Raw genomic sequence first — 12,611 nt, forward strand, 5'->3', positions numbered from 1 at the left:
CCGGTTGAACCTGTGATACCCGTGGCCCCAGTCGGGCCGGTAGCACCTGTGATACCAGTAGCACCAGTCGGACCGGTTGAACCTGCGATACCTGTAGCACCAGTAGATCCAGTTGCACCTGTGATTCCCGTTGCCCCAGTAGGTCCGGTTGAACCAGTAATTCCTGTAGCTCCAGTGCTGCCCGTTACTCCAGTAGAACCTGGAGCACCAGATGCTGCCAAAAGCGTATAATCCGGGGACGTATCTGGCGTACCTAAAGGTGGAGCAGAGTTCACAATATACGTACCACCTTCATAAGTGACCACTTGACCGACTGAATACATTGATGCTCTTTCTGGATCATATGTTTCAATACCACTTAATCCTACCCCTGTAGGGCCAGTTGGGCCAGTTTTCCCAGAAGCCGCCAAAAGGGTATAGTCGGGGGAAAGTCCAGGTATTCCTGAGGGAGCATCTACCTTAGCAATATAAGTACTGCCATTATACGTGACAACTTGACCAGCCTCGTAATCTTGTGATTGTGAGGGGTTAAAAGGGAGGACACCGGTTAATCCGCCAGCAGGTCCGGTTGGTCCGGTAGGCCCAACCGGACCTGCTGGGCCTCTTCGTCCAACCCTTTGAATTATTTTTGATTGTTTTTCTCCTTTTGCACAAGACGGATCCCCTTGAGGTCTGTTTTGTTTTGAATGTTCTTGTTTAATAAAAGGACAGTCTCTTCTTTGAGGACGATCATGACGTGATCTTTTGTAATGAGGCTGCTCATGATATCTACCGCAAAAGGGACATTTGTGATCGAATTGATTGTACAAATTGCCCATCTCCTAAAATTGATATTTCATTCTATGTACGAATTTTTAAATCGGAAGTAAAACCTAGAAAATTCATCATTTCGAAAATCATCGAATCAAATCATTTAAAAGTTAAATCGTTTTATGTTATGGTGTTGAAAGAATGAAACTAGTATGATTTTTGAAAGAAATGGGGCATCATGTATGAGTCAATCAGTTTTACAACGTGCAGCATATTCCGTGTTAAATTTATCCTCTGTAACAGAAGGTGGCACAATCAAAGAGTCATTTGAACATAGTATGGATTTAGCAAAAAAAGCTGAGAAGTGGGGCTACCATAGATATTGGCTTGCGGAGCATCATAATATGGAAGGGGTTGCGAGTTCAGCAACATCCGTCTTAATTGGATATATTGCCGGAGGGACTGAAAAGATCCGGGTTGGTTCTGGGGGGATTATGCTTCCAAACCATTCTTCACTCGTTATTGCAGAACAATTTGGAACACTGGAGACTTTGTATCCAGGGAGAATTGATTTAGGTCTTGGCAGGGCACCAGGAACAGATCAGTTAACGGCAAGGGCACTTAGACGTAATCTTCATAATGGGGAGGATTTCCCTGAGCAGCTTGAAGAACTTCGGCAATATTTCAAACCGACTGGTCAGGTCAAAAAACATGTAAGAGCCGTTCCGGGAGAAGGATTGGATATACCAATTTGGCTTCTTGGTTCAAGTGGTTTTAGTGCAAGGCTTGCAGGAGAACTGGGACTGCCATTTGCCTTTGCGGCACATTTCTCCCCTAAAAATACCATTCCTGCTTTAGAATTATACAGACAGTCATTTCAACCTTCAGATGTGTTAAAAGAACCTTATGCGATGGTTGGTGTGACGGTTTTTGCTGCTGATCAAACAGAGCGGGCTGAATATTTGGCGACGTCTCATTATCAGCGCTTCTTGAGCCTCATTCGCAATACACCAGGAAAACTCAAAGCCCCTGTTGAAAGTATGGATGGGCTATGGAGTCCATATGAGAAGGCGATGGTGGACGAACAATTAAGTTCGACGATGATCGGGGATAAACAAAAGGTGAAAAAAGAGTTAGAAGCCTTTATTGAGGCGACTCAAGCAGATGAAGTCATGATTAATTCTGATATGTTTGACCATCAAGAAAGAATGCGTTCTTATGAAATCATTGCAGAGATATTTCAAGAGGAACAAGAAAAATAAGAATAAAAAAAGAACTGCCAAGAGCAGTTCTTTTTTATTTATGCTTTAGTAAACACGCGAAATGGTTGTCCAACTGGCAGTACTGTACGACCAAAATGTGTATTCAGCACAACAGCTGCAGAACCATAAAATGAAAGAAGAGAAATAATCAATTCTGCAATACCAGCCATCGTATGAGTCACATCGTACATCACACCAAACGAGCTTAGGGACAGGCCAATGAATAAGAAATCAATAAAGACGAAAATCAAAAACAATACTTTATGTGTTTCCATTGCACCGATCGTCATAAATAAGCTGAAAATCAAATAACCAATAAAAGCAAAACCTAGTTGTTTTGGGTCCGCAGCTCCCGCAAGCGTTTTCCCAAAAACGCCCGCTTGAATGAGCCAAGTGGTTCCAACGCCCATCCAAAAAAGACCGAATGCGCCGAAGGCAGTGGCTCCAAAAATATTATGATGCTTTGAATCTTGTATGGACGCAATCAGCTGCGCGATTCCTCCAAGGAAGATAGCCCAAGGTAAAATAAGGGATGTGCCATCTGTGATTCCTAGTTTTTGTGAAGACGCAACAAGCGTCACCATTGCTAAACCAAACAAACCAAGTGGTGTTGGGTCTGCGATTGATAATCGAATTGCTTGAACATTCTGTTTTTCCATAATGACCTCCTACAATTTGCACTTACAAAAGATACTCGAATTCGATAGAAACGTCAAGCTCTTTTTTAGTAGACACTTGCAACGTCTTCCAAATAAATCTATATTTAATACAATACATCATACATGTGATAGAAAAAGAGGGATGAGAATGAGTAAAGGCTTAGCTGGAAAGACCATTGCCATATGCGGAACAAGAAAAACAGAAGAAATGCGTACACTTGTTGAAAAGCAAGGAGGACAAGCTGTTATTCGTTCTCTTCAGGGCACTGTATTTTTAGCCAAAGAGGAATTGAAGCCAGGCATAGAAACCTTTGTAAAGAAGGGAGCTGACTGGGTCATTTTAACAACGGGTATCGGCACAGACACATTAATTGAAAGTGCAGAAGAGCTGCAGCTTGGAGAAGCTTTTATGAACATTTTATCAAGTGCCCATATCGCTTCAAGAGGATACAAAACGTTTGCGGCTCTAAAAAAACACGGCATTCAGCCAGATGTTTCTGATGAAGATGGAACCGTTCGTGACCTCATTTCAAAGTTAGAAGACAAAGAACTTCAAGGTAAACGGGTCATGGTGCAGCTTCACGGCGAAAATGCACCAGCTCTCATTGATTTTTTACATCACAAGGGAGCAGACGTTTTGCAGCTCATGCCATATCAGCACACGCCCCCTGAACCAGAGGCGGCGGACACTTTGCTTCAAGAAATGAAAGAAGGGAAGGTCCATGCCGTTTGTTTTACAACCGCTGTTCAGGTTCATGCCTTTTTCAAACTAGCAGAAGAATGGGACAAAAAAGAAGAACTGCAACATCTATTCGAGCAGAATGTATTAGCTGTAGCTGTTGGAAAAGTCACAGCTGAAGCTTTAAAAGAAGAGGGGATAAGCCGCATTCTAGCCCCTTCACTTGAAAGAATGGGTGCAATGATTATGGAATTATCTCAATATATGAAAAAACAATCGACGCACGCATAGAAAAAACGCCTTTCACATGACGAGTGAAAGGCGTTTTCGTTAGATTGTCCGTTTTCGATTTGTGCGAATTTTTTTCAAAACGAAATACAGTACGATGAGAACGATGGCAATGACCATAATTGGTGTTGTATACGTGTGAGCGACACTTTGAATGTGGTCCCATTTTGTCCCAAGCTGCATTCCAAGATAAATAAATAGGATGGACCAAGGGATGGCGGCTAATCCGGTCAAAAGAACAAATTTGAGAAATGGCATCTTTGCAATACCAGCTGGAATTGAGATCGCGTGGCGCACGACTGGGATAAAACGAGCTGTAAATACGACACCAGTTCCATATCGGTCAAACCAGCGTTCTGCCGTGGCAATATGATGCTCATGGATGAATAAATACTTCCCATACTTTGTTAAAAAAGGTCTGCCGCCGTAAAGGCCGATCCAGTAAATAAAGCACTGGGCAAGTGTTCCTCCAATAACCCCAGCGATGACGGCTCCAACAAATCCTATGCTTCCTGTTGACACCATATATCCGCCGTAGGCAAGTACAATTTCACTCGGGATAATTTCAATCATCAGTCCGAGTGCAACACCTGCGTAACCAAGGCTTGTCAGCCAGGTTAAAATTTCATTAAACAAGGTTCCCATTCATTTCACTCTGCCTTTAAATACGAATTTTCTTCAAGCATTCTTATAAGAGCCTATGCTTGTTTTGCTTCTCTCATGAGTATGCTTTGCATATATGCTAGCATGGCTGGCCGCATATCATGACGCATCAATCCAATTTCAGCCGCTGCCTTAAATGAGCCCAGCTTATCACCAACGTCAAATCTCATCCCATCTAATTGTTTTGCATAAATGGGTGATTCATGTGCAATGATTTTCAGGGCATCTGTCAGCTGGATTTCGTTCCCAGCACCTCTCTCGATTCCTTGTAGAATAGGAAAAATCGATGGTGTTAACAGATACCTGCCCATCACGGCTAAATCGGAAGGAGCTTCATGAATAGCTGGCTTTTCCACTAAGTCTGTGACTTCAAACACTTGACCGTCTACTCTAGCTGGTCTTATCATACCATACTTACTGACATCTAGACGATCCACTTGCTGGACGCCAATGACCTCTCTTTGTTTGTCTTCAAAGACTTCCATGAGCTGAGAGAGTGCAGGTCTTTCTGACACCATGACATCATCACCTAAAAGGACCGCAAAAGGATCATTGCCAGTAAAATGACGTGCACATAATACCGCATGTCCAAGACCTAAGGGCTCCTTTTGACGAATATAATGAATATTGGCCATATCCGCAATATGTTTGATTTCAGCTAACTGTTCATTTTTCCCTTTTTCAAGCAACGTGTGTTCTAGCTCAATCGAACGGTCAAAGTGATCTTCAATCGATTTTTTATTTCTTCCTGTGATAATTAGTATATCTTCAATGCCTGATTGAACAGCCTCCTCAACTATGTATTGAATGGCGGGTTTGTCGATAATCGGCAGCATTTCCTTTGGCTGTGCTTTCGTTGCGGGTAAAAAACGTGTGCCTAATCCGGCTGCTGGTATAACGGCTTTTTTGATATTCATTGAATCATCGCTCCATTTCTGATGGTTTATTTTCTGATGGAAACACCCATAGGCGGCTTCCGGTAAAAGTGATCATCATGCCAAGAAGGGTACCAATCGCTTTACTAATGAATAATGAGAAACCTGCTTGCTGCATGACATATAAGACAACATAGGTGAGGAGGCACGCTGCGCCGTTGACTGTGGCCCACTTGATCCATTCCCACTTGTCAGCTTTCTTTTTCACTTGGAACGTCCATTTTCGATTCCAAACATAACTGTTCAGCATTCCTGCGGTATAGGACAGGCACTGTGCAAGAAAAGAGGGAACAAAGCAAGCAGTGAAAAAAAAGAAGAACAGAAAGTCAATCATTGTATTGCTAGCGCCTACAGTTAGAAATGCGGCATAGGTCCGAATATTTTTCTTTGTCATGCGAAGGATCATCACCTCCTAGTGTTTGAGTGGGTGTATGAATACTGTACAAAAGCGAGTTGACGAATCAGTGAAGAAAAGATGAAAAAAACATGAACAAGCGATATCTGTTTTTTCACCAGCTCGTGATATAATTTGTAAGATGAAACGAACGGTGGTGCACATGCATGTATTTAACAATTGGAGAAACAGCTGAATACTTAGAAGTATCTGAAGCATATGTTGAAAAATTAATTCAGCAAAAAAAGATTCGTTACGTATTTGACGGGGAATCGTATCTCATTTATCAAGGGCAGTTTCAAACCCATATGAAACAGCTAGAACAATATAAAGAGCTCATTCAAGACATCTTAAATGAACCAATCCCTGAGGACCCGGACGTAAAAGATGAAGATTAAAAAAGACTGTACGAGAAGGGAGAACCTTTTCATACAGTCTTTTTTATTGGCTGACACCCGTTTGAACAATGTTCATATGACAATTCACTTGAACATCTGCATCTGGGTAGAGTTTTTGCCATTTCTCCGGTGTCATGGCTTTATCTTTAGAACGATATCTCAAACCAAGTCCAAGCGGATCAATTTTTTGCTTTTTAAAGGATTGAACAAGGTCTTTTCCTTGCTGGGCCACACGCTTCTCCACTTCTTTTTCAACATGCTGCAAGATAGAAGGCGTATCGATTTTTTTTGATTTCATAAATTCTTTCAACTCACCTTTCAGCTTGATATCAATGGTGATATGAGGCTTTTTTGAAAGGTTTTCAGTTGGTTTAATGTGATAAGACACATGTGATTTGATATTTTCAATGACAACATGGGTTTTCTTTGTGTCATTAAATCGAAACTCATAAATCCCATTTTTATGATTTTCAATCATCGCTTTAAACGTAAATGTATCTTCCCCTGGAATATGCCCAACCATTTTTTCTTGATCAAAAAGAGCGACACCCGACACTTTAATAGAGTTGCTTGTATTTTTAATGTAAGGGAGGTAGGCATCCACGCCTTTTGCCATCATCTGATTCATAAAAATATGCTGATTGGTCACAGGTTGATTGCCATTTCGCATGTTTTGGGCCAGCAAATCTGAAAGATATACACCGATATTTAAGTTGGTTTGATTCATCTTTGTATACAACAAATCTTCAACTTCTCCGCCTACTATGGCAAATACTTGACGGGACCCAATGATCGGATCACGATAAATGTAATTCATCAAATCAATCATACCCACTTCTTTCGCCAGCTTTTCACTTATTAAAATCACGAGTACTTGTCCCATGACAACGGGGAAAGGCGATTTTTCCGACACAAGAAACTGAATATTACTAATGGTATTTGACTTAGCACTTACAATTTGGTAACTGCCTTGTTCTTCGCTTTTAAAAACAGGGAAAACAAAGAAGCCCTTCATTTCTCCATCATCCAATAAGTCAAATCCCGCTGCCTGCGAGATACTTAATTCATCTAAGAGACGAGGCTGTGCACAGCTCGTTAAGAAAAGGCTCAATAACATGAGACACACGAGAATATAATGTTTCATGCGCGTTTTTTCACCCACCTTTTTTTCAGCAGCAGCCCAATGATCATACATCCAGTCAATCCATATATGAGGATATATCCGCTATATTCCACCCATTTATTAAACGTCTCAAAAGAGGTGGCCTCGATCAAAAATGAAAACATGACGAGAATGAGAAGGCTGAGAACAATTAACGTCATGCGTTGGCTCGTGTGAAACACTTGTTTTGCCATTCTACTGGCTGCCCATAATGGAATGGCGATATTTGGAACGATAAGCAAAAGCCATAGGGACACTTCAATAAATTCAAAGCGCTGGATAAACGGAAGTTTGACAATGCTGGTTAATGTCAATGTTGGCCATTTCGTTAGTTCGAGCTGAGCACTTGAGTAGTACGCTATAGAGACGAGAAATACAAGCAAATTCAGGCATGTAGTCAGCAACACTCCCATATGTGCAAATTTTTGCGACGTTTGTGCTTTTTTAATAAAGGGATAATAGACAAGCAATGTTCCAAAACCAAACATGGATAAAGAGGCATCTTTGACCCCCATCATGAGTTGTGAAAATGAATGATCAAACATGGGGAACATAAAGCGGATGTGACTATATTTCATGACATAAAAGCAGATAAAGGTCATCCAGTACGTTAGGACAATGCTAAAGAATGCCCAGCCAGCGATTGTTCTAAATCCGCCTGTGTGAATGTAATAGACGAGGATGAGCAGCACTGATGCAAATAGAAGACCGGGAATTTCTTTAAACAGCCAAACATGGATTACATCCATATAATGAACAAGCACAATCAAAGATAATGAAGAAAAATACAAAATGTAGAGAATGTTGATGAATTGTCCAAGCCATTTACCAAACACAGATTGCGTAATGTCACTAAATTCGTCAGTAGGTGCTTTTTTAAACAAAAAGTAAATGAGGAAGATCATCAAATTGACGCTTGCACCAGCAATTAAAATGGCGATCCACCCATCATTATTAATCGTCCGGACCAGATTCGTCTGGAAATTTAAAATACCAACACCAACTTGATTGGCATTGATCAGAAAAAACACAAAAAAAGGGGATACTTGAAATTTTTCTTTCACAGAAGAAGAGCTCATGCCTTCACTTCCTTATTCATAAAAATCATTTTTCCCCTTACGGCCTTGCTTTGGCTTTTGGCGGTGTATCGTTTCATTTTGCGGGCGTAAATTTTCTGGACGTTTTTTCAAAAAGCGGAGTTGGGGCCGAATCAAACTACCTTTTAAATCGGCCAATCGAAGTGGAAAGATTGGCTCTAAGTAAGGCTGGCCTATAGACGTTAATTTCATTAAATGTGTAAGAAGAAAAGCCCCCATTAGTGAAATCCCTAGCGCTCCCCACACTTGTGCAGCCAAAAGGAATGGGAAACGTAAGAGACGAATAGCAGACCCCATTTTATATATAGGGGTGACAAAAGAGGCAAGAGCTGATAATGCGACGATAATGAGCAGGATATTACTTGTTAATCCCGCTGCAACCGCAGCCTGTCCGATCACAATACCTCCAACAATCCCGAGCGTCTGTCCGACTTTTGCAGGAAGGCGAGACCCGGCTTCCCTAAGCAGCTCAATCGATATCTCTAAAAATAATGCTTCAATAATAGGCGGAAAGGGAACGAGATAGCGTGATGCGACAATCGTTTCTAATAAGTCCTTAGGAATCAGTTCATAGTGAAACGTTAAAACAGCTACATACAAAGGAGTTGCAAAAATAGAAAAAATCACAGCAAAAATGCGTAACAGCCGAAAGGAGGATGCTGCGATCCAAGACATGTTATAGTCTTCCATTGTAGAAAAATACTCGAGTAAAATTGTAGGTGCAAGCAGGGTATGAGGCGAACCGTCAACCATAATGGCTATTTTTCCTTCCGTTAAACCTGAGGAAACCCTGTCTGGCCGTTCTGTATTTAAAAACAATGGAAAGATTGTATTGGACACATCATAAAGCATTTGCGCAAGATAATTAGAATCTAGAATTTGGTCATAGTCAACATCTTGAATCCGCTGAAGAACGGTTTCAATGTTCTGCGGGTTGGCGATATCCTCTATGTATACAACGGCTACTTTCGTTTGAGAAAGGGTACCAACTGTGTGTTCAACTACTTTAAGGTCAGGAGTGGGCAGCCTACGTCTCAGCAAGTTTAAGTTTGTATCCAGCCCTTCCACAAAGGCTTCCTGCGCACTGATAATCCCGAATTCAATCTCAGGTTGGCTCACTTGTCTGCCTTTCTTTTCTTCAATCGGCAAAAGGAGGACTTTGCCCCAGTCTGTCTCAATTCGAACAGCAATACTGCCTCGATGAAGAGCTTCTTCCACTTTTTGAAGGTCCCTCGTAATCACAGCTTGTTCGATTGGGATGTGTTCTTTCAGTTCTTCAAGGGTGGGTGTCAGATGCAATTGCTGAATAAAAGGCAAGATTTGTTCATGAAGGAGATTGCCATTAATTAAAGGACGAAAAAAAGAAATTCTATAAAGGAAACCTCCGGAACTTGATAATTCATTGATAAAATCAGAGGAACGCGATAGTGCCTCAAATACTGAATTCGGGTCTTTCTGTTTTGATTTGTTTTTCTTCAGCACTTGAACCATCTCCTTCCGCGATTTGCCTCTATTATCCAACCGATCTTCTGAAGATATGCATAAAAAAAGCGTTCAGCTTCATGAACTGGACGCTTTTTTTCCATATTGAACGGCTTCTAATAAAAAGTCAGCCAGATGAAACGCTCTCATGCTAGGCATATGTCCTGCCTTTTTGACGCCAGCTGCCATTTGTAATTGACAACCTGGATTCGACGTCACAATGGCAGCTGCAGCTGTGTTGCTCGCTTCCGTCATTTTATGATCTAAAATTTGCATCGACATGTCTGGCTGCAAGATATTGTAGATTCCTGCAGATCCGCAGCAGCGGCCGGCATCTTTCATTTCTTTAAACGTTACCCCTTGAATGGCTTTCATGAGCACCCTCGGCGCCTGTTGTACATTCATCCCATTTCGTAAATGACAGGAGTCTTGATAGGTGATTACTTGCGCTGGCAAAGCCAGTGGCACGCGGCGGTGAAACTCCAGCTCCACAAGGATGCTTGATATATCGGTTATTTTCTGTGAGAAGGCTTTACTTCGTTTTTGGAAATCTGGGTCATCCTGAAGCAAATGACTGTAATCACTTAAAAAGGCGCCGCAGCCGCCCGCGTTCATGACAATCGCATCGGCATCTGTTTCCTCGAATGCTTCAATATTCCGCTTGGCTAACTGTTTTGCTTGGTCTTTTTCTCCGCTATGACCATGTAGCGCGCCGCAGCACGTTTGTATAGGAGGAACGATCACATCGCAGCCTGCCAGCTGCAAGAGATGAATGGTCGCTTTGTTTGTGTTTGAGAAAACTGTATCCATTAAACAGCCAGTAAAAAACGCCACCCGTTTTTTTGCCTGACCAATGGCTTTATATTCATTCAAACGTTTTTTCTTTTGAGGCGGCACCTTTGGAAGTGCCTGTTCCATCAACTGTAAATGGGAGGGAAGCACCTTCAGTATGCGAGTCTTCCTGGCGGCTGTTTGCAGACCAGATGTTTGATAAAATCGAAGAAAACTAGCAGCTTGTCGCATACGACTTTGTGACGGAAAGAGACCTTTAAACACAACACGTCTCATCAATTTGACGGGAAACGATTGTTTTTTATGTTGTTGAATAATGTCTCTTGCATCTTCTAGCAGCTGTCCATACTTGACGCCAGAAGGGCAGACTGGTTCACATGCACGGCAGCCGAGACAAAGATTAAGGGAATGTTCAACATCTTCATCTGGCTCAATGACGCCATCTCTTACAGCTTTCATTAACGCAATTCGGCCCCGAGGGGAGTGCGTTTCTTTTTGTCCAGATTCAATATAGGTAGGGCAGGAAGGGAGGCAGAATCCGCAGCGCATGCAATTAAGCAGCTCCTTTTCATCCATTTGCTCCTGAAACTGCTGCTGGATCTCTTTTTGCTTAGAAGAAGAACTCATGAGACCACCACTCGCTTTCTTGAGGCTTTTCCAAACACTTTATCTGGGTTCATGATATGTGCAGGGTCAAGTGCCTGTTTAATCGCCTTCATTGCAGCGATTCCTTCTTTTTTGACCTTCAGCTCCAAATAGGGCGCTTTCATAAGACCCACGCCATGTTCGCCTGTAATCGTGCCGCCAAGGGCAACGGCTTTTTCAAAAATGGCCTGAAAAGCAGCTTCTACCCGTTTCATTTCTTCTTCATTTCTTGCATCTGTCGCACAAGTGGGGTGTAAGTTGCCATCACCGGCATGACCAAACGTACAAATGTTCACCTCGTACTTTCGTGCAATGTCTTCGATTGCACGAACCATATTGGCAATTTCAGACCGGGGAACGGTAGCATCTTCTAAAATCGTTGTAGGACTTAATCGAGCGAGGGCAGATAAAGCAGAGCGTCTCGCTGTTAAGAGCGCACTTGCCTCTTCTTCTGAATGTGCAATCTTGACGCTTGTAGCCCCGTGTTGCTCACAGACTTCTGCGATTTTTTGGATATCACGAGAAACAGCTTCAGGGTTGCCGTCCTGTTCAATTAATAACACAGCTTGAACGTCAGTAGGCAGGCCGATGTTTGCAAAATCTTCAACGACTTCAAGGGTCGGCTGATCCATAAATTCTAATGTAGCAGGAATGATACGCTCAGCAATGATGGCCGATACAGAAGTCGCAGCTTCTTCAAGGCTTTCGTATAAACAAAGCATTGTTTGTTTCGTTTCTGGAAGCGGCAGGAGCTTTAGCACCGCTTCTGTGACAATCCCGAGTGTTCCTTCTGAACCAACGAACAATCGAGTCATATCATATCCAGCGACATCTTTTGCAAGCTTTCCGCCTGTTTTGATGATGTCACCATTTGGCAAAACCACTTCAAGCCCAAGGACATAATCCCTTGTCACTCCATACTTTAACCCCCGCAGCCCCCCTGAATTTTCGTTAATATTGCCGCCTAATGTGGAAATTTTCATAGAGCTTGGGTCTGGCGGGTAGAAGAGACCTTTTTCCTCTACTTGATGAATCAATTCCTGCGTAATTAAGCCAGGCTGCACCGTTGCGGTTAAATTTTCTTCGTCTATTTCTAATAATTGATTCATTCTAGTAAAGAGAATTACCAATCCGCCCTGAGTAGGGCATGTTCCTGCGCACAGATTCGTCCCTGAGCCTCTTGGGACGATCGGCACTTTGTAAGAGGCGCACAGTTTCACAATTTGCTGCACTTCTTCAGCCGTGTGAGGCCGCACGATCGCATCTGGCATCTGTTGAAAATTTGGTGTCGCATCATAAGAGTAGGCAAGACGATCCGCCTTGCTGTCTTGGACATTGGGCGCACCGACAATCTCTTTTAATTGATTTGAAAATTCTGAATCTAGCATATACAATCACTCCCGCT

12 protein-coding genes and 1 pseudogene are annotated in these 12,611 nt (G+C 42.4%); 3 read left to right on the forward strand and 10 right to left on the reverse strand.

The genetic code is table 11. The features are described from left to right. Positions 1-818: pseudogene (locus N521_RS14100) on the reverse strand (BclA C-terminal domain-containing protein); the annotation flags it as partial. Between the two features lie 174 nt (positions 819-992). Between N521_RS14100 and N521_RS14105 the strand changes: the two are divergent. Further along, positions 993-2,012, forward strand: coding sequence for an LLM class flavin-dependent oxidoreductase (locus N521_RS14105; RefSeq protein ID WP_008346608.1), 1,020 nt, complete (start codon positions 993-995; stop codon positions 2,010-2,012). A gap of 38 nt (positions 2,013-2,050) precedes the next feature. Here N521_RS14105 and N521_RS14110 read toward each other — a convergent pair whose 3' ends face one another. Beyond that, entirely contained in the window at positions 2,051-2,671 is a 621-nt protein-coding gene (locus tag N521_RS14110; protein WP_007499188.1) for an acetate uptake transporter, read from the reverse strand. Positions 2,672-2,819: 148 nt separating this feature from the next. On the opposite strand from N521_RS14110, the gene N521_RS14115 reads away from it, so the two are divergent. Then, positions 2,820-3,641, forward strand: coding sequence for a uroporphyrinogen-III synthase (locus N521_RS14115; RefSeq protein ID WP_035391809.1), 822 nt, complete (start codon positions 2,820-2,822; stop codon positions 3,639-3,641). A gap of 39 nt (positions 3,642-3,680) precedes the next feature. On the opposite strand, the gene N521_RS14120 is transcribed toward N521_RS14115, so the two are convergent. The 3 genes from N521_RS14120 to N521_RS14130 are packed head-to-tail and all read right to left on the reverse strand — an operon-like array spanning position 3,681 to position 5,630. Further along, a complete protein-coding gene (locus tag N521_RS14120; RefSeq protein ID WP_007499192.1) occupies positions 3,681-4,283 on the reverse strand; it encodes an undecaprenyl phosphate transporter UptA in 603 nt (200 codons plus the stop codon). 53 nt (positions 4,284-4,336) lie between these two features. Next, on the reverse strand, positions 4,337-5,218 hold the full coding sequence (gene galU / locus N521_RS14125) for a UTP--glucose-1-phosphate uridylyltransferase GalU (RefSeq protein WP_035391811.1): 882 nt from the start codon (positions 5,216-5,218) through the stop codon (positions 4,337-4,339). A gap of 4 nt (positions 5,219-5,222) precedes the next feature. Further along, entirely contained in the window at positions 5,223-5,630 is a 408-nt protein-coding gene (locus N521_RS14130) for a GtrA family protein (RefSeq protein WP_035392637.1), read from the reverse strand. Positions 5,631-5,797: 167 nt separating this feature from the next. On the opposite strand from N521_RS14130, the gene N521_RS14135 reads away from it, so the two are divergent. Then, positions 5,798-6,028, forward strand: a complete 231-nt coding sequence (locus N521_RS14135; protein WP_008346618.1) for an excisionase family DNA-binding protein — start codon at positions 5,798-5,800, stop codon at positions 6,026-6,028. A 43-nt stretch (positions 6,029-6,071) separates the two neighbouring features. Here the strand turns inward: N521_RS14135 and N521_RS14140 are convergent, their stop codons facing one another. From N521_RS14140 to glcD, 5 genes are all read right to left on the reverse strand, one after another. Then, positions 6,072-7,172, reverse strand: coding sequence for a Ger(x)C family spore germination protein (locus N521_RS14140; protein ID WP_231493315.1), 1,101 nt, complete (start codon positions 7,170-7,172; stop codon positions 6,072-6,074). After that, positions 7,169-8,269 (reverse strand): GerAB/ArcD/ProY family transporter, encoded by a 1,101-nt coding sequence (locus N521_RS14145; RefSeq protein WP_007499199.1) that lies wholly within the window; start codon positions 8,267-8,269, stop codon positions 7,169-7,171. Before N521_RS14145 ends, N521_RS14140 begins: the two co-directional genes overlap by 4 nt. A 12-nt stretch (positions 8,270-8,281) precedes the next feature. Then, the gene (locus tag N521_RS14150) at positions 8,282-9,769 is read right to left on the reverse strand and encodes a spore germination protein (RefSeq protein ID WP_035391815.1); all 1,488 of its coding nucleotides are present in this window, start codon (positions 9,767-9,769) and stop codon (positions 8,282-8,284) included. A gap of 78 nt (positions 9,770-9,847) precedes the next feature. Further along, positions 9,848-11,188, reverse strand: a complete 1,341-nt coding sequence (locus N521_RS14155; RefSeq protein WP_035391818.1) for a (Fe-S)-binding protein — start codon at positions 11,186-11,188, stop codon at positions 9,848-9,850. Next, on the reverse strand, positions 11,185-12,594 hold the full coding sequence (gene glcD, locus N521_RS14160; protein WP_035391821.1) for a glycolate oxidase subunit GlcD: 1,410 nt from the start codon (positions 12,592-12,594) through the stop codon (positions 11,185-11,187). The genes N521_RS14155 and glcD overlap by 4 nt, the downstream gene beginning before the upstream one ends. Positions 12,595-12,611: the final 17 nt, after the last annotated feature.

Origin of the sequence: Bacillus sp. UNC125MFCrub1.1 (assembly GCF_000701305.1) — a bacterium.
Lineage (GTDB): Bacteria > Bacillota > Bacilli > Bacillales > Bacillaceae > Bacillus > Bacillus altitudinis.

Coding starts and splice junctions, on each gene's coding strand:
- N521_RS14105 (WP_008346608.1), top strand. CDS start 993: ATGAGTCAATCAGTTTTACAACGTGCAGCATATTCCGTGTTAAATTTA.
- N521_RS14110 (WP_007499188.1), bottom strand. CDS start 2,671: ATGGAAAAACAGAATGTTCAAGCAATTCGATTATCAATCGCAGACCCA.
- N521_RS14145 (WP_007499199.1), bottom strand. CDS start 8,269: ATGAGCTCTTCTTCTGTGAAAGAAAAATTTCAAGTATCCCCTTTTTTT.
- N521_RS14140 (WP_231493315.1), bottom strand. CDS start 7,172: ATGAAACATTATATTCTCGTGTGTCTCATGTTATTGAGCCTTTTCTTA.
- N521_RS14130 (WP_035392637.1), bottom strand. CDS start 5,630: ATGACAAAGAAAAATATTCGGACCTATGCCGCATTTCTAACTGTAGGC.
- N521_RS14155 (WP_035391818.1), bottom strand. CDS start 11,188: ATGAGTTCTTCTTCTAAGCAAAAAGAGATCCAGCAGCAGTTTCAGGAG.
- N521_RS14120 (WP_007499192.1), bottom strand. CDS start 4,283: ATGGGAACCTTGTTTAATGAAATTTTAACCTGGCTGACAAGCCTTGGT.
- N521_RS14115 (WP_035391809.1), top strand. CDS start 2,820: ATGAGTAAAGGCTTAGCTGGAAAGACCATTGCCATATGCGGAACAAGA.
- N521_RS14135 (WP_008346618.1), top strand. CDS start 5,798: ATGTATTTAACAATTGGAGAAACAGCTGAATACTTAGAAGTATCTGAA.
- glcD (WP_035391821.1), bottom strand. CDS start 12,594: ATGCTAGATTCAGAATTTTCAAATCAATTAAAAGAGATTGTCGGTGCG.
- galU (WP_035391811.1), bottom strand. CDS start 5,218: ATGAATATCAAAAAAGCCGTTATACCAGCAGCCGGATTAGGCACACGT.